This is a genomic window from Hydrogenophaga sp. GW101-3F08, assembly GCF_059424585.1.
Genome location: NZ_JBWKZP010000003.1, coordinates 196,674 through 212,780, shown reverse-complemented (window position 1 = coordinate 212,780; position 16,107 = coordinate 196,674). Strand labels below are relative to the sequence as shown.

The 16,107-nt window shown below is 66.9% G+C and carries 16 protein-coding genes and 1 pseudogene; 9 read left to right on the top strand and 8 right to left on the bottom strand.

Annotated elements, in window-relative coordinates:
- The first annotated feature begins 95 nt into the window (after positions 1 to 95).
- From AC07YZ_RS10485 to AC07YZ_RS10465, 5 genes are all read left to right on the top strand, one after another.
- Positions 96 to 578 carry a thioesterase family protein gene (locus AC07YZ_RS10485; protein ID WP_494794692.1) on the top strand — a complete coding sequence of 161 codons (483 nt, stop codon included), beginning with the start codon at positions 96 to 98 and terminating at the stop codon, positions 576 to 578.
- Positions 579 to 604: 26 nt separating this feature from the next.
- The gene (locus AC07YZ_RS10480) at positions 605 to 1,030 is read left to right on the top strand and encodes a signal peptide prediction (protein ID WP_494794691.1); all 426 of its coding nucleotides are present in this window, start codon (positions 605 to 607) and stop codon (positions 1,028 to 1,030) included.
- Positions 1,031 to 1,386: 356 nt separating this feature from the next.
- Positions 1,387 to 2,460 carry a hypothetical protein gene (locus AC07YZ_RS10475; RefSeq protein ID WP_494794690.1) on the top strand — a complete coding sequence of 358 codons (1,074 nt, stop codon included), beginning with the start codon at positions 1,387 to 1,389 and terminating at the stop codon, positions 2,458 to 2,460.
- Between the two features lie 917 nt (positions 2,461 to 3,377).
- Entirely contained in the window at positions 3,378 to 3,896 is a 519-nt protein-coding gene (locus AC07YZ_RS10470; RefSeq protein WP_494794689.1) for a hypothetical protein, read from the top strand.
- Positions 3,893 to 4,162, top strand: a complete 270-nt coding sequence (locus tag AC07YZ_RS10465) for a hypothetical protein (protein ID WP_494794688.1) — start codon at positions 3,893 to 3,895, stop codon at positions 4,160 to 4,162. The genes AC07YZ_RS10470 and AC07YZ_RS10465 overlap by 4 nt, the downstream gene beginning before the upstream one ends.
- A gap of 23 nt (positions 4,163 to 4,185) precedes the next feature.
- Here AC07YZ_RS10465 and AC07YZ_RS10460 read toward each other — a convergent pair whose 3' ends face one another.
- Entirely contained in the window at positions 4,186 to 5,070 is an 885-nt protein-coding gene (locus AC07YZ_RS10460) for a LysR family transcriptional regulator (RefSeq protein WP_494794687.1), read from the bottom strand.
- Between the two features lie 77 nt (positions 5,071 to 5,147).
- On the opposite strand from AC07YZ_RS10460, the pseudogene AC07YZ_RS10455 reads away from it, so the two are divergent.
- A pseudogene (locus tag AC07YZ_RS10455) lies at positions 5,148 to 5,849 on the top strand (glutathione S-transferase family protein); the annotation flags it as partial.
- A gap of 22 nt (positions 5,850 to 5,871) precedes the next feature.
- On the opposite strand, the gene AC07YZ_RS10450 reads toward AC07YZ_RS10455, so the two are convergent.
- The 7 genes from AC07YZ_RS10450 to AC07YZ_RS10420 form a co-directional block, all read right to left on the bottom strand.
- Positions 5,872 to 6,273 (bottom strand): DUF2784 domain-containing protein, encoded by a 402-nt coding sequence (locus AC07YZ_RS10450; RefSeq protein WP_226491477.1) that lies wholly within the window; start codon positions 6,271 to 6,273, stop codon positions 5,872 to 5,874.
- A gap of 103 nt (positions 6,274 to 6,376) precedes the next feature.
- Positions 6,377 to 7,549: an ABC transporter substrate-binding protein gene (locus tag AC07YZ_RS10445; protein ID WP_494794686.1), complete on the bottom strand. Its 1,173-nt coding sequence runs from the start codon at positions 7,547 to 7,549 to the stop codon at positions 6,377 to 6,379.
- A gap of 71 nt (positions 7,550 to 7,620) precedes the next feature.
- Complete coding sequence (locus AC07YZ_RS10440; protein ID WP_494794685.1) at positions 7,621 to 9,477, bottom strand: AMP-dependent synthetase/ligase; 1,857 nt, start codon at positions 9,475 to 9,477, stop codon at positions 7,621 to 7,623.
- A 2-nt stretch (positions 9,478 to 9,479) separates the two neighbouring features.
- Positions 9,480 to 10,268 (bottom strand): ABC transporter ATP-binding protein, encoded by a 789-nt coding sequence (locus AC07YZ_RS10435; protein WP_226491480.1) that lies wholly within the window; start codon positions 10,266 to 10,268, stop codon positions 9,480 to 9,482.
- 79 nt (positions 10,269 to 10,347) lie between these two features.
- Positions 10,348 to 11,178, bottom strand: coding sequence for an ABC transporter ATP-binding protein (locus AC07YZ_RS10430; protein ID WP_494794684.1), 831 nt, complete (start codon positions 11,176 to 11,178; stop codon positions 10,348 to 10,350).
- Positions 11,175 to 12,251, bottom strand: coding sequence for a branched-chain amino acid ABC transporter permease (locus AC07YZ_RS10425; RefSeq protein ID WP_494794683.1), 1,077 nt, complete (start codon positions 12,249 to 12,251; stop codon positions 11,175 to 11,177). Before AC07YZ_RS10425 ends, AC07YZ_RS10430 begins: the two co-directional genes overlap by 4 nt.
- Before the next feature lie 58 nt (positions 12,252 to 12,309).
- Positions 12,310 to 13,185: a branched-chain amino acid ABC transporter permease gene (locus AC07YZ_RS10420; RefSeq protein WP_226491483.1), complete on the bottom strand. Its 876-nt coding sequence runs from the start codon at positions 13,183 to 13,185 to the stop codon at positions 12,310 to 12,312.
- 238 nt (positions 13,186 to 13,423) lie between these two features.
- Between AC07YZ_RS10420 and AC07YZ_RS10415 the strand changes: the two genes are divergently transcribed.
- From AC07YZ_RS10415 to AC07YZ_RS10405, 3 genes are read left to right on the top strand one after another with little or no spacing between them, the layout of a single operon-like run.
- Positions 13,424 to 14,827 (top strand): acyclic terpene utilization AtuA family protein, encoded by a 1,404-nt coding sequence (locus tag AC07YZ_RS10415; protein WP_226491484.1) that lies wholly within the window; start codon positions 13,424 to 13,426, stop codon positions 14,825 to 14,827.
- A complete protein-coding gene (locus tag AC07YZ_RS10410) occupies positions 14,824 to 15,273 on the top strand; it encodes an AtuA-related protein (protein ID WP_494794682.1) in 450 nt (149 codons plus the stop codon). Before AC07YZ_RS10415 ends, AC07YZ_RS10410 begins: the two co-directional genes overlap by 4 nt.
- A gap of 1 nt (position 15,274) precedes the next feature.
- On the top strand, positions 15,275 to 16,075 hold the full coding sequence (locus AC07YZ_RS10405) for a crotonase/enoyl-CoA hydratase family protein (RefSeq protein ID WP_494794681.1): 801 nt from the start codon (positions 15,275 to 15,277) through the stop codon (positions 16,073 to 16,075).
- The last annotated feature ends 32 nt before the right edge of the window (positions 16,076 to 16,107 follow it).

Genomic DNA, 16,107 nt, shown 5'->3' with positions numbered 1-16,107 from the left:
GGGGGGCGCTCCGGCTGACCTGTGCGCGACAACCGGGCCCGCTCGCCGTGCGGCCGGAGTGTGTGGCCGCGAGCCGCATCGGCCACAATGGCCCGATGCGCACCCCACCCCCGACACCCGCCGAATTCGAACCCGAATTCGTGGCCGGCCTGCGAGCCATCTTTGAAGAAAAAATCGTCTTCAACCAGGTGCTCGGCCTGAAGATCACCAGCCTCAAACCCGAACGCGTCGCCGCGCGCATCGACATGCGGCACGAGCTCGTGGGCCACTACAGCTACAACCGCATCCACGGCGGCGTGATCAGCGCCGGGCTCGACGCCATGGGCGGCCTGGCCTGCATGGCCGCCATCGGCGCGCGCCACATGGACGAAGCGCCCGAGCAGCGCCTGCACCGCTTCGCCAAGCTCGGCACCATCGACCTGCGCATTGACTACCTGCGCCCCGGCATCGGCGAGTTCTTTGAACTGCGCGCCGAAGTCATGCGCCTGGGCTCGCGCGTGGCGAGCACGCGCATGGAGTTCCTGGGGGCCGACGGGAAGTTGCTGTCTTGTGGCTCGGGCGCGTACATCGTGTCGTGAAGCCGGACGCGCATTCAACTGCCGCCATGCCGTTCGGGCTGAGCCTGTCGAAGCCGCAGCGAAACCGTCGTCTGTTGCACTGGGCCCGCGTGCTCTGGGCCTCGCCCAACACCCTCATCGGCCTCGTGCTCGGCCTGCTGCTGCTCCCGCTGGGCGCGCGCTTTCGGCGGGTGGACGGTGTGCTCGAAATCGCCGCCCTGCGCAGACAGCCCAGGCACCGCTGGCCCTTCGCCGCCATCACCTTCGGCCACGTGATCCTGGGCACCCACGCGCAGGAACTGGAACACCTGCGCGCCCACGAGCGGGTGCACGTGCGGCAGTGCGAGCGCTGGGGGCCGCTGTTCCTGCCGGCGTATTTGCTGGCTGGGGCTTGGCAGTGGGTGCGCGGGCGGCGCGCCTATTGGGACAACCCGTTTGAAGTGGAGGCTCGGCGGGCTGGGGCGGTTGAGTAGGAGATTTCGACCCTGAAGAGTCATCCACAGTCCTGATCTCGTCCCCGCGAAGCTGACGATCGGCCCCCGCACGCATGCGCCCGTTGGTGACCCCTCAGCAGCGGGCACACATTGGCGGACAGCACTCATGGCGATTCGTTGCTGTCACCGACGCGCCGACGTTTCCCCGGCACGGGCGTGGCTGAATGGCACGCGGGCGGCAGCCTCCGTGTTGCTAAACTCGGCCTGGAGCGGACGCTGCAATCGGTAAGTCTCACCCTCGCCCGCGTGGCCCTGGCCGGTACTCTGGCCACGCGCCGCCGCCGCACCCCTGGCGGCTGATCCAGAATCGAGGCCCCCCGGCCTCGCCCTGACGCATGAACAACGACCTCAGTCTCTGGGACAGCGCACTGCTGCTGCCCGCCAGCTTCGATCAGGCCTGCCTGGGCCTTGAGCGGTTGGAGGCCCAGCGGCCGGGGCCCAACCCCAAGTTCCTCGCCTTGGCGCAGGCGCTGCAGGCCCAGCCTCGCGTGGAGTCCGGCTGGTCGGCCCCGCTGGCCGAACGGGTGCGGCGTGCGCCGGAAGCGGTCTGGAACCTCAGCCTGCCTGCCGACGATCTGGTCTCCGCACTGCAGGCCGTCGTCAACCAGGCCACGGCGCTGGGCCTGGTCGTCTTCTCCGAGCCGCTGGCCATGGTGTTCCTGCCGGGCGGTGGCGTGCTGCCGCCCGAGATGCAGCCGCAATGGGCGGAGCTGACGGCCCAGTTGCAGGACTCGCCGCCGCTCACCAAGACCGAGGTGGCGCAACTCACCGCAACGCTGCTGCGCGAGCGGCTGGCGCCCCATGGTTTCGTGCCTCGCATGATCGGCACGGGCTGGGATGCCGGGTTCGTGCGGCCCACACTCGACGGCTATCAGAGCGTGCAGATGCGCGTGACGGGCAGTGGCCCCGATTTCAAGTGCATGCTGCGGTGCGGCCATCGCAGCGACGAGGTCGAAACGATCTTCGAGCAGATCTTCGGCAATGAGGTCCGGATACCGGAGACCTTCTGGTTCCATCCGACCGCGTTTGTCGGCGCCAAGTCCGGGTCGGTGCCCATCGAGAACTCTGGCGAAATCCGCGCACTGCTCGACCTCTTCGACCGCCACGCCCTGCCGGTGCTCGAACTGGCGCGTCAGCCTGGAGGCCTGGACCAGGTCATGAACGAGCCGCAGCGGTTCCCGTTCGACTACCCAGGCCTGCATCCGCTCGCGTCGCAGAACCTGGCCGATGAATATGTCTCCTATGGCCGCAACCTGAGCCTGAAGCCACTGATCGTCGCCTGGCTGGCCAGGAACCCGGCGTTCAAGAACCGTGTCGCTGATCTGCGCAAGTTCGTCGAGCAGCGTGTCGACGTCTCGCAAAAGGATCTCGCCCGCGTGGTCGACCATCTGCGCACCATGCCGGCCTGACGCTTGTGTGCCTGCGGCAGCGTCGACCGGCGCGCGGCGCCCGCTCCAACCGCTGAACGGCTTCGCCAGGCCATGGCGGACCGCGAGGCCGCCTCGGTCGCGCTGGCCAGCGCCGAGCTGCAGGGCGCCTAAGGCCAGATGACGCTCGCGGAGACCAAGCTGGCGCGCGCGCCTGGTCGCGCCGATGGACGGCCTGGTCGTCACCGCCGACGGGGTGCAGCAGCTGGGCAGCCCGTGGAACTGGGCAAGGAGATGTTCAAGGTCGCCTCCGAAGGCTACCGCGTCGTCAGAAGGTTGGAGCGGCCGACGAATCGCGACCCGGCCCAACTACTTTGTCGACCTGCCGACTGCGGGTCACTGCGAAGGTCTTCCACAGGGAGGGGCAAGTTCACGAGGCTGGTGGTTGATTTCGGTGGAGAGGCTGTTGGCCTGACCGAAAGCTTCCGGCCCCGACTGGCGACTCCTGGCCTATTCTGTTGAAAAACTCTTCTCGCTCAACTCCGCACGCGCCACCGGAAAAATCGACCTCTCAGATCGATCGAGGATCGACGATCACAGTCCTGCCAAGGGTTCAAGCACTCCCAAAAAAGAGGTCTTCATCACTGTCGACGAGTTTTTCAACAGAATAGGCCGACTGCAGGCATCCGCCCAGCGCTCCCTCACAGCGGTCGCGAGCGCCCGTGTTCGATGAATTTCTAGCCAGTAGTGCCTTGTCTGGCCAGGGGCCGCAGGTCCCGTCCTGGCCATAATGACTGCGCCGAAAAGTGGGGGAGGCCATCCACTCCCAGCGTTTTGCCAACCCAATCCGATCACACCACCGCCACCTAGGCGGTTCAGCTCAACATGGCTCATCTTCCGCGCACTCGCCTTGCCTCGCTTCGGTGGCGTCTTGTCGCGGTGGACAAATGCTGATGGTTATGTCTCACAAGATGCGCTTCATCGTGGCTGTTTTCGTTGCCGTCGGCATAGCCGTGGCTGGCTTCTTCACAGGTAGGGCCTATGAGGCCCGACAAATATCACCAGACGGCCGGATCGAAGACTACGCGTTGCAAAACGTCCTCGCCGACCTTGCGTACGCCGGCTACGCAGAGAAGGGCGACTTGACGGCGATACGCAGCCTTTCTGACATGAACCTCAATCTGAATCTCACCCTCGTTCGGCAACATGCCGGAAGCATCCAAGACGCTGGATTCACAGAGGCGAAGATCCGCACGCTGAATGCCGTGGCGCTGCGCTGGCAGGCCGAAGCGCCATTCACGGGGTCGGACTACCAGCCGACACCGACGAACGCTTTCTGGTTGCCCGAGTGGACCGAGAACCATGAGAAGAACCTGCAGATGCTGGCGTGGGCGCAGAGCCAATGCGCGTCCAGTCCCTCGCTTCACTGCAAAACGAGCCTGCGTTCAAACGACAGTGACACCCCGTCCAAGCCATGAAAACCGCACCAGCGAAAGCCAAGGCCTTGTTCTCGAATCGCCGGTTCTATCTGGCGTGGGCTTTGGTGTCGGCCGCCGGGCTCACCGTGGCGCGGTACGTCGACCCGTATGTGTTCGGCTTCTCCGCTTTCGGTGCGGCCTTTGTGTCGGGTTTTCTCATCCTGGGTACCGTGGTTCTGAGCTGGCGCCTTTGGCCTTGGGCCGTTTTGAGCGCCATTCCCACGGTGTTGGCGTTCATGCTGCTGTCCACCTACAAGTGGGCGTAGCCTGGCGCGGGCGGCTGGCCGCCTCAATCCAGCGCCAAGCTGGCCGCCAGATGCCCATACACCGCCGCCACGCGCCGCAGGTGCCGTGACTCCGGGTGCGTCAGCAGCCAGAGCTCGGTCTGGGCGTCGTCCAGCGGCTCGGTGAGTCGCACGAGGTCCGTCCGCGTCTCGGCCAGGAACAGGGGCAGGATGCCCACGCCCAGCCCGAGCGCCACCAGCTCCGCCACGGTCAGGATGCTGTTGACCCGGTAGGCCGGCACGGCCTTGGGGTAGTGGCGCTTGCGCCAGACCACCGAAGGGTGGTCGGGCAGGGCCTCGTCTGGTGCGATCCATGCCGCGTGGCCGGCCTCCACGTCGGCGAGCCGCTTGATGCCGCCCCTCTTCGCCGTGTACAGCGCCACCCGGATGGGGCCAATGCGCTTGCCCACCAGATGCTGTGGTGGCCGCTTCGTCGCCCGCACCGCAATGTCGGCGTCGCGCCGGGTCAGGCTGGCGAGTTCGTTGCCCGTCTGGAGCTCGTAGTCCAGCCGCGGGTGCGCGGTTTTCAGGGCCTTGAGCGCCGGGGCGACCAGGCCGTGCAGCACGGTGTCGGTGGTGGTGATGCGCACCCGGCCCGACACTTGCTCCGGCCGCTGCTGTGCGGCCGTGCGGGCCGCTTCGATCGAGGCTTCCATCTGCTCGGCATGCTCCACCAGCGTCTGGGCAAGCTCCGAGGGCAGGTAGCCGGAGCGTGTGCGCTCAAAGACGCGTTGCCCCAGGCCGCGTTCGAGCCGCTGCAGCGAGCGGAAGACCGTGGACGAATCCACCCCGAGCCGCTCACCGGCGTCGGCCAGCGTGCCAGCCCGGGCCAGCGCGAGCATGGTCTGCAGGTCGGCGGCGCTCAGGTTGTATTGCGTTGGTGCATGCATGGTTTGTCCGTTCGCCATTGCTGATGCGATACCGCAATCCTACAGTGCAGCCTTCCTGGCTTCACTTTCTTCGTCACATGCACACCACGACCTCCCTCGAGCCCGGCGCCCGCCGCGACACGACTCAGCCCACCGGCCTCGTGCTGGTGTCCCACGCGCTCTGCCCGTATGTGCAGCGCGTCGCCATTGTCCTGGCGGAGAAGGGCATTCCCGTCGAGCGCCGCGACATCGATCTCGCCAACAAGCCGGCCTGGTTTCTGGACATCTCTCCGCTGGGCAAGACGCCGGTGCTGCTGGTGGATGGCGAGCCGGTGTTCGAGTCCGCCGTGATCTGCGAATACCTCGACGACACGCTTCCGCCCAGGCTGCACCCCGAAGACCCGTTGCAGCGGGCGCGCGACAGGGCCTGGATGGAGTTCGGCTCCACCGTGTTGAACAGCATCGCCGGCTTCTACAACGCCGCCGACGAAGCCGCGCTCCAGGGCCGGGCCCGCGAGATCCGTGGGCGGTTCGAGCAACTGGAGCATGCGCTGGCGGCCGGGCCGTTCTTCCGCGGCGAGGCGTTCTCGGTGGTGGACGCCGTTTTCGGCCCGGTGTTTCGCTACTTCGATACCTTCGACACCATCGCCGAATTCGGCTTCATGGAAGGGCTCCCGCGCGTGACGCGCTGGCGCGGCGCGCTGGCGGCCCGAGCGTCCGTCCGCGATGCCGTGCACCCGGACTACCCCGAGTGGCTGATGGCGTTTCTCCAGCGGCGCCCATCGGCGCTGGCCGCGCGGGCTGTGGCCAGCGCCCTCTGCATCAACGCCGGGGCCGCACCCACCACCAGGCCACCGCCACCAGCACCGCAAACGACGTGTAGGCCACCTCGAACACCCACCAAGGCGCATCCCAGTACAGCAGGCGCGAGAGCCAGTGTTCGATGAAGCCTTCCCGGTAGCCGCCTTGTCCGGCCAGGCGCCGCAGGTCCTGTTCCCACACGGTCAGCGGGCAGAGCTGGCCGAGCCAGGTCTGCGCGGCGATGTACAGGATCAGCCCCAGATGCGTGAACCTCAGGCCGCGGTGGTGCACCCAGCGCCAGCCCAGCGCGCCGCCGATGAGCACCAGCGGCAGCAGGCCGACCACAAACACCACCACGCCCACGTGCAGTGTGAGCAGGGCGTCGGCCAGCAGGGCGGCCCACCTGGGGCTGATGGGGTTCATGCGGCCATGGTACGAGGACGCAAAAAAACCGCCAGCACACAAGGCACTGGCGGCTGCTGCGCATGGCCTACCGAGGCAGGCGGCGCGACATCAAAACCGGGCTTTATTTGGCGTCGATCTGCATGTATTCCGAGACCACTTTCCAGCGGTTCTCCTGCAGTTGCGACAGGCGCGTGGCGTTGCTGCCCAGGCGCTTGGTGGGGCTGAAGGTCATCTCGGCGCTGCCGAAGATGTCGGGCGGGATCTTCATGGTGTCCATGGCCTTGATGAAGCTCTCGGTGCTGAGGTTGGGGCCGGCCTTGCCGGCGGCCTTCAGGAAGGTGTCGACCAAGCTGTAGCCGTAGACGGAGAACACGGTCGGGTCTTCGTTGAACTTGGTCTTGTACTTGTTGGCCCAGAAGCGGATCGGCTGCGAGGCTTCGTCGGTGTAGGGGTTCTGCACCGTCATGGTGGCGTACAGGCCGTTCATGGCCGGGCCGCCGAGCTTGTGGATCAGGTCGGTGTAGGCCGCGCTGGAGCCGACGAAGGTGGGGTTGAAGCCCAGGCGCTTGGCGGTGGCGATGCCGCCAATGGTCTCGCGGATGATGGTGCCCAGCACGACCATGTCGCAATGGCTGGCCTGCAGCTTCTGCATCTGCGAGGCGAAGTCGGTGGCGCCGCGTTTGTAGCTGGTTTCTTCGGCCAGCGCCATGCCGATGGACTTCAGGCCTTCTTCGGCGCCGCGTTTCACTTCCAGGCCGAACTCGTCGTCCTGGTACATGGTGCAGACCTTCTTGGCGCCCTTGTCTTTCACCAGCTTGGGCACGGCGATCTTCATCTGGTCGAAGTAGGGGGCGGCGAAGCTGTACTTGAGCTTGTGGAAGGGCTCGTACATCTCGCGCGCGGCGGTCACGGGGAAAAAGTTGACCACGTTCTTCTGGAACTGCACCGGCATGGCGGCCATGTTCTGCGCGGTGCCGATGTGGCCCACCATGGCGAAGATCTTGTCCTGGTTCACCAGTTTCTGCGCGGCCAGCACGGCGCGGCGCGGGTCGTAGGCGGAGTCTTCCACCAGCAGCTTGATCTTGCGGCCGTTGACGCCCCCCTGCTCGTTGACCTCGTCCACGCGCAGCATCATGCCCAGGCGCACCTGCTTGCCAAAGCCGGCGATGGGGCCGGACAAGTCCTGGATCGAGCCCAGCACGATTTCGTCTTTGCTCACGCCCTGCGACTGGGCCAACGCGGTGCCGCCGGTCAGCGCCAGCGCGGCGCCGATCAAAGAGAGTCTGGCTTTCATGGGGGTGGTCTCCTGGGGTTGTTTCGGGCGGTTGTTGTGGGGTGACAGGCTGGGTCGGTCTGCAGGGCGCTCTAGCGGTACATGGCGTCGATCTGCGGGGCGTATTTCTGTTGCACGAGTTTGCGCTTGAGTTTCATGGTGGGGGTGAGTTCTTCGTCTTCGGCGCTGAGCTGGGTGTCGAGCAGGAAGAACTTCTTGATCTGTTCCACGCGGGCAAATTTCTTGTTCACGCGGTCGATCTCGGTCTGGATCAAGGCCTGCACCTCGGGCGCGCGGGTGAGGCTGGCGTAGTTCGAGAACGGCACGTCGTGGTCCTGCGCATACTTTTCCACGTTCTCCTGGTCGATCATGATGATCACGGTGAGGTAGGCCCGCTGGTCGCCGATCACCACCGCGTCGGTCACGTAGGGCGAGAACTTCAGTTCGTTTTCGAGCTCGCTCGGGGTGATGTTCTTGCCGCCTGCGGTGATGATGATGTCTTTCATGCGGTCGGTGATGCGGAAAAACCCTTCCTCATCGACCGTGCCCACGTCGCCGGTACGTAGCCAGCCATCTTTGTCGAAGGTCTCGGCGGTCTTTTCCGGCTGGTTCAGGTAGCCCATGAACACGTTGGGGCCGCGCACCAGGATCTCGCTGGTGAGCGCGTCCAGCCGCACCTCGTTGTACGACGCGGCCGGCCCGATGGAGCCGGGTTTGATGCGGCTGGCGGGGATGCCGGTGGCGGCGCCGCAGGTCTCCGTCATGCCCCACACCTCCAGCATGGGCACGCCCAGCGCCAGGTACCAGCGCACCAGGTCGGGCGAGATGGGTGCGGCGCCGGTGACGAGAAAGCGCGCGCGGTGGATGCCGATGATCTTGCGCACGTTGTCCAGCACCAGCAGGCGCGCCAGCCGGAACTGCAGCCGCAAGCCACCGGGCACTTCCTGCCCCGCCATCACGTGTTCGGCCACGCGCTGGCCCACGCCGATGGCCCAGGCGTAGGCGGCCTGCTGCAGCGCGCTGGCCTCCTTGAGCGCAATCATCACGCCCGAGTAGAACTTTTCCCACACGCGGGGCACGGCGGTGAACACCGTGGGCGCGATCTCGCGCACGTTCTCGGGCACGGTCTCGGGGTTCTCCACGAAGTTGAGCTTGGCGCCGGTGTAGAGCGAAAAATACTCGCCACCCAGGCGCTCGGCGATGTGGCACAGCGGCAGGAAACACATGCACTCGTCGCGCTCGTCGCGCGCGATCAGCGTGTTGTAGCCGTGCACGGTGTAGACCAGGCCCTGGTGGCTGTGCATGGCGCCTTTCGGCTTGCCGGTGGTGCCCGAGGTGTAGACCAGGACCGCGAGGTCGGCGGGGTGGCAGCCGGCCACGCGCTCCTGCAACAGGCTGGTGTGGGTCTGCGCATGTTCGCGGCCCAGGGCGCGCAGGGCTCCGAGGCTGATCACCTGCGGGTCGTTCAGCTCGCGCAGGCCCTCCATGTCGAACACCACGATCTTCTTCAGCCGGGGCAGCCGCTCGCGCACTTCCAGCGCCTTGTCGAGCTGTTCGTCGTCTTCCACGAACAGCACGGTGGTGCCCGAGTCTTCGCAAAGGAACTGCACCTGCTCGGCTGCGTCGGTGGGGTAGACGCCGTTGGACACGCCGCCCGCGCTCAGCACGGCCAGATCGGCCAGCACCCATTCCACGGTGGTGTTGGAGAGCACGGAGGCCGTCTCGTGCGGCGCAAAGCCCAACGCCATCAGCCCGTGGGCGATCTCGCGCACGGCTTCGCCGGTTTGGTCCCAAGTCCAGCTGCGCCAGATGCCGAACTCCTTCTGCCGCATCCACACATGGGGGCCGCGCCGCTGCACCGCGTTCCAGAACAGCGTGGGAATGGTGTCGCCGGGCAGCACGACCTCGGTCTGCGGGCGGATGTGGGAGAGGTCCCAGAGGTAGCTCATCGTCATCTCCAGTTCTTCTTCTTTTTCCAGCGCCGGTCGGCGCGCACGCCCGCTTCCTTCATCCCCAGGTAGAACTCCTTGATGTCGTCCTTCTCGCGCAGGCGCGCACAGGTGTCTTCCATCACGATGCGGCCGTTTTCCAGCACGTAGCCGTAGTCGGACGCGTTGAGCGCCATGTTGGCGTTCTGCTCGACCAGCAGGATGGTGGTGCCGCGCTCGCGGTTGATGCGCACCACGATCTCGAAGATCTCCTTGGTGAGCTTCGGGCTCAGGCCCAGGCTGGGTTCGTCCAGCAGGATCAGGTCGGGGTTGGCCATCAGCGCGCGGCTGATCGCCAGCATCTGCTGCTGCCCGCCCGAGAGCAGGCCGGCGTCCTGCACGGCGCGCTCGCGCAGGATGGGGAAGTAGGTGAACACCGCCTCCATGTCGCGCGCCACGCCGTCGCGGTCTTTGCGGGTGTAGGCGCCCATGAGCAGGTTGTCGCGCACCGAGAGCAGCGGGAACACCTCGCGCCCCTCCGGCACGTGGCTCAGGCCCAGCTGCACGATGGCGGCCGGGTCCTGGGCGGTGATGTTCTCGCCCTTGAACTCGATGCTGCCCTTGCGCGGGTCGATGATGCCGCTGATGGTCTTGAGGATGGTGGTCTTGCCCGCGCCGTTGGAGCCCAGCACGGTGGCGATCTCGCCACGGCGCACCTGCAGGCTCACGCCGCGGATCGCCTTGATGGGGCCGTAGGCGCTCTCGACGTTGAGCAGCTTGAGCACCGCGTTGTCGGTCACGGGCGCGGTCATAGGGCCCCCACGCTTGTCGCTGCGCGTACTGCGCTGCCCCCCAGGGGGGCGTTCGAACCTTGGGGCGGCCCGGCGGTTCTCATGCTGTCGTCCTCACGTGGTTCTCCCGGCGCAGGCTGGACACGTCGTCCACCGTGCCCAGGTAGGCCTCGATCACGCCGGGGTCGTTCTGCACCTCGGCCGGCGTGCCGGTGGCCAGCTCTTCGCCCATGCTCATGGCCAGCACGCGGTCGGACACCTTGGACACCAGCGTCATGTCGTGTTCGACCATCAGCACCGTGATGCCGAGCTCGTTCTTGATGTCGGTGATCCAGAACGCCATGTCTTCGGTCTCCTCCACGTTCAGGCCCGAAGACGGCTCGTCCAGCAGCAGCAGCTTGGGCTCGGTGCACAGCGCCCGCGCCAGCTCCACCACCTTGCGCACGCCGTAGGGCAGGCCGGCGATCATCGACTCGCGGTGGTGCTGCAGGTTCAGGAAGTCGATCACCTGCTCGACTTTGGCGCGCGCCTCGATCTCGGCGGCGCGCGTCTTGCCGGTGAAGAAGATTTCGCTCCACAGGCCGGTGCGGCGGTGCGTGTGGCGGCCGATCAGCAGGTTCTGCAGAACCGTTGCATGCTCGAACAGCTCGATGTTCTGGAACGTGCGCGCGATGCCCAGGCCGGCGATCTTGTGCGGTGGCTGCTCGGTGAGCCGCAACGTACCGTTCGGGCCCGCGAAATCGATGTGGCCGGTGGTGGGCGTGTAGATACGGCTGATGAGGTTGAACACCGTCGTCTTGCCCGCGCCGTTGGGCCCGATCAGGGTGAACACCTCGCCCTTCTTCACGTCGAAGCTCACGTTGTTCACCGCGAGCACGCCACCGAAGCGCACGCTGAGGTGTTTCGCTGAAAGAAGGATGTCGTCGTTCATTTCAACCGGTCCGATTTCTGGAACGTCTTCTGGCGTTTGAACAGGCCACGCCGGTAGAACGGAAACAGCTGGAACCAGGTGCGCACCTTGAGCCAACGGCCGTACAGGCCCATGGGCTCGAACAGCACGAAGGCGATCAGCACCAGGCCATACACGGTGCCCTGCAGGCCGGCGGCCTGACCGATGGCGTCGGGCAGGTGGTCCTTGCCCAGGGCGATCAGCTGCGGCATCACGATGAGGAAGATGGCGCCGAGGAAGGCGCCGTGGATCGAGCCCAGGCCGCCGATCACCACCATCAGCAGCAGGTCGATCGACTGGATGATGCTGAACTGCTCGGGCGAGAGGAACTGGATCTTGTGCGCGTAGAGCGCGCCGCCGATGCCCGCGAGCGCGGCCGAGAGCGCGAACGACAACGTCTTGTAGCGCGCGAGGTGGATGCCCATGCTCTGCGCCGAAATCTCCGAATCGCGGATCGCCACGAAGGCGCGCCCGGTGCTGGAGCGCATGAGGTTGACGATGGCCAGCGTGGCGCCCACCGTGACCACGAGGCAGAGGAAATAGAACTCGTTGGTGCTCTCCAGCTCCCAGCCGAACAGCGCGGGCGGGTTCACCGACAGGCCCGAGTTGCCGCCGGTCACGCTTTCCCAGCGCGCCAGCGCCTCCTCCACGATGAAGCCGAACGCCAGCGTGGCCATGCCGAGGTAGATGCCCTTGACGCGCAGCGCCGGCAGCCCCACCACCATGCCCACGGCCGCGGACAACAGGCCCGCGCAGGCCAGCGCCAGCGGAAACGGCAGCCCGGCGTTGACCATCACGGCCTGGGTGTACGCACCCACGCCGAGGAACGCCGCATGGCCCAGCGAGAACAGGCCGGTGAAGCCGGCCAGCAGCATCAGCCCCAGGCCCACCACGGCGTAGATCAGCACAAAGGTGAGCTGCGCCAGCCAGTACTCCTCGATCACCCAGGGCGCGGCCAGCAGGAACAGGCCCAGCAGGCTGTACCAGAACACGTGCCCGCCGTGTTTGGCGAGCTGGATGTCCTGGTTGTAGTCCGTTTTAAAAATGAAGCGCATGTTCTTGATCGGTTGGGGGCAGAGCACATCGCTTCGCGAGTGGTCTGACCCGCAAGGTCTAGACCTTTTTCCTGAGTTTCTCGCCAAAGAGGCCGTTGGGCTTGAGCACCAGCATGATCAGCACCACGATGTAGGGCGCGATGTCCTTGAAGCCTTCGGGCAGATAGAAGCCCGAGAACGCTTCGACGATGCCGATCACCAGCCCGCCCACGATGGCGCCGGGCAGGCTGCTGAAGCCGCCCACCACGGCAGCGGGGAAGGCCTTGAGGCCGATGAAGCCCATGTTGGCGTGCACGAAGGTGATGGGCGCGAGCAGCAGGCCGGCGATGGCCGCCACGCCCGCGGCCAGGCCCCACACCAGGCCGTTGAGCCGCTTGACCGGAATGCCCATGTAGTAGGCCGCGAGCTGGTTTTGCGACGAGGCCTGCATGGCCAGACCGAGCCGGGAGTAACGGAACATGGCGAACAGCCCGGCGCACAACACGCCGGTGACTCCGATCACCACGATCTGCTCGGCCGAGACCACCAGCGTGCCCAGGCGCAGCACCTCGCCCGCGTAGGGAACGGCCAGGGTGTGGGTGTCGGTGCCGATGTTGGGAATCATGGTGATCGCGCCACGCAGCACATAGCCCACACCGATGGTGAGCATGACGATGGAGAAGGCGGGCTGGCCGAGGATGGGGCGGATCACCAAGCGTTCCAGCGCGACACCGAACGCGCCCATGCCGACGATGGCGGCCGGCACCGACAGCCAGAACGGAAAGCCCAGCACGGTCATGGCGGCCAGACCACCGAACGCCCCCACCATCATCAGGTCGCCCTGGGCGAAGCTCACCGTTTCGGTGGCCTTGTAGATCAGCACGAACCCCAGGGCGATCAGGCCATAGATGCAGCCCTGGGCCACACCGCTGATGAGCAGTTGCAGCAGTTGCACGCTTGTCTCCTGTGGAGCCCGGACACGCTGGCCGCTGCTGCTGGCAGGGTGGCGGGACGTCCTGTTGTTGTGGGCTGTTTATAGCTGGCCGACCCCACTCTGGCGCTAGGGGTTGACCCCCATCCGCAGTCGCCCAGGTTCCAGCGCCGGGCGGGTTGGCTCATATTTATGAAAAGCAAATGCTTGGCAAAAATAGGCCGGGGCCGTATCCTGTCGCTTCCACTTTGTTGGGCATGCCATGAAGTCCATCCGCATCGGTGCCGGCCTCGGTTTTTACGGCGACAACTGGGAGCCCGTGGCCGCGAGCATCGAGCGCGGCGGCGTGCGGTTCATCGCCAGCGACCACCTGGCCGAACTCACCCTCGCCATCCTGCAGAAAGACCGCCAGCGCGACCCGGCGCTGGGCTACGCGCGCGACGTGGTGCCCATGCTGCTGCGCCTGTGGCCGCTGATGCGCGAGCGCGGTGTGCGCTTCGTCTGCAACGCGGGTGGCCTGAACCCGATGGGCGCGGCGCAGGCGGTGCTGGCCGCGTTCGCCGCCAAGGGCTGGCAGGCGCGCATCGCGGTGGTGAGCGGCGACGACGTGTTGCCGCGTTTGCTGGACGCTTCGACCCCGTCGGACGAACTGACCCATCTGTTCACCGGCGAGTCGGTTTCGCAGGTGCGCGAGCGGCTGGTGTTCGGCAACGCCTACCTGGGCGCGGCGCCCATCGTGCAGGCGCTGGACGCCGGGGCCGACATCGTGATCACCGGCCGCGTGGCCGACGCGGCGCTCTTTCTCGGGCCACTGGTGCACGGCCTGGGCTGGACGCTCGGCGGCGCCACCGAGCCGCAAGACCTGAACCGCCTCGCGCAGGGTCTCACCGTGGGGCACCTGCTCGAATGTTCGGGCCAGGGCAGCGGCGGCAACTTCGGCAGCCAGGGCGCGTGGCAGGCCATCCCCGATCTGGCGCACATCGGCTATCCCATCGCCGAGGTCTGGGAAGACGGCACGGCGCTGATCACCAAGGCGCCCGGCACCGGCGGGCGGGTGAACTTCGACACCGTGCGCCAGCAACTGCTCTACGAGGTGCACAACCCGCACGCCTACCACTCGCCCGACGTGGTGCTGGACATGGGCGGCATCGTGCTGCACGACGAGGGCCACGACCGCGTGCGCCTGACCGGCGCGCGCGGCCAGGCGCCGGGGCCGATGCTCAAGGTGGTGGCGGGTTACCGCGATGGCTACAAGGCCGAGGTGACCTGGGGCTTTTCGTGGCCCGACGCCTGGGACAAGGCGCAGGCCGCCACCGCCACCATCCGCCAGTTGCTGCAGGACAAGTGCATCCCGCACGACGAGTTGTTCGTGGAGTACCCGGGCCTGAATTCGGCCCACGGCGCGCTGGCGCCGCTGCCCGACGCGGCCGCGCTCAACGCCATGAACGAGGTCTGGACGCGGCTGGTGCTGCGCACGCCGGCGAAGTCCGCCGCCGACGGCTTTGGCCGCCTGTTTCCCTGGCTGGCCTTGAGCGGCCCCGCCTACACCTGCGGCTTCAACGGTCTGCACAACACCAGCGAGCTGCTGGGCATCTGGCCCACGCTGATTGCGCGCGCGCTGGTGGAGCCGAACATCCAGGTAGACCTGTTGGGAGGTGCCCCATGAGCAAGACCTTGTGCGCTCCCCTGGCCCGCATCGCCCACGCGCGCAGCGGCGACAAGGCCGACTGGGTGGACTTCGGCCTGTTCGCCTGGAACCTGGCGGGCTACCGGCTGCTGGAGCGCGAGGTCACGGCCGCTCGCGTGCGGGCGCACTTCGCGCCCTGGCTGCCGGGCGAGGTGGACGCCTGGGCGCTGCCCAACATCCTGGCGCTGAAGTTCGTGCTGCGCGGCGCGCTGCAGGGCGGCGGCGCGCGCAACCTGCGGCTGGACAACCTCGGCAAGGCCATGGCGGGCGCGTTGCTGCGGCTGGAGATCGCGGTGACGGAGGCCGAGTTGGCCGAGGCGCTGGACACGCCGCGCGTGGGCTGGTGGGGCGATGTTCCTCCCCCTCCCTCTGGGAGAGGGTTGGGGGGAGGGCCCGTCCGCCCGCCCGTCCGTTCGAAAGACTGAAATGAAGTCCTCCGCCGTCACAACCGAAAAACAGGGCGACATCTGGGTCGTCACCCTGAACCGCCCCGAGGTGCGCAACGCCGTCGACAGCCCGACCGCGTTGGCCCTGCACGCCGCCTTCCTGGCCTTCGAAGACGACCCCGACGCGAAAGTCGCGGTGTTCCACGGTGCCAATGGCCACTTCTGCGCCGGCTGGGACTTGCAATACGGCGCCCGGCTGGCCGCATCGGGCGGGTCCGGCGGGCTGGACCAGCTGGACTTCGATGCGGAAGACCCGCGCGCCCTGGGCCCCATGGGCCCGTCGCGCCTGCGCCTGTCCAAACCGGTGATCGCCGCGGTGAGCGGCGCGGCCGTGGCCGGCGGCATGGAACTCGTGCTCTGGTGCGACCTGCGCGTGATGGAAGAAGACGCCTACTTTGGCGTCTATTGCCGGCGCTTCGGCGTGCCGCTGATCGACGGTGGCACGGTGCGCCTGCCGCGCCTGATCGGCATGGGCCACGCCATGGACCTGATCCTCACCGGTCGCCAGATCGAAGCGGACGAAGCGCTGCGGATCGGCCTGGCCAACCGCGTGGTGCCCACCGGCACGGCGCGCGCAGCGGCGATCGCACTCGCGCAACAGCTGGCGGCCTTCCCACAGGCCACGATGCGCGCCGACCGCGAGAGCGCTTTCGCCCAGTGGGACCTGCCGCTGGGCGAAGCCCTGCAGCAGGAGTGGCAACGCGGCAAGGCCTGCATCCCCGATGCGCTGGAAGGGGCCACGCGCTTCGCGCAAGGGCAGGGCCGCCACGGCCGGTTCTGAACCGGTCGGGAGCCCCAGGCTCTGCGCTATGA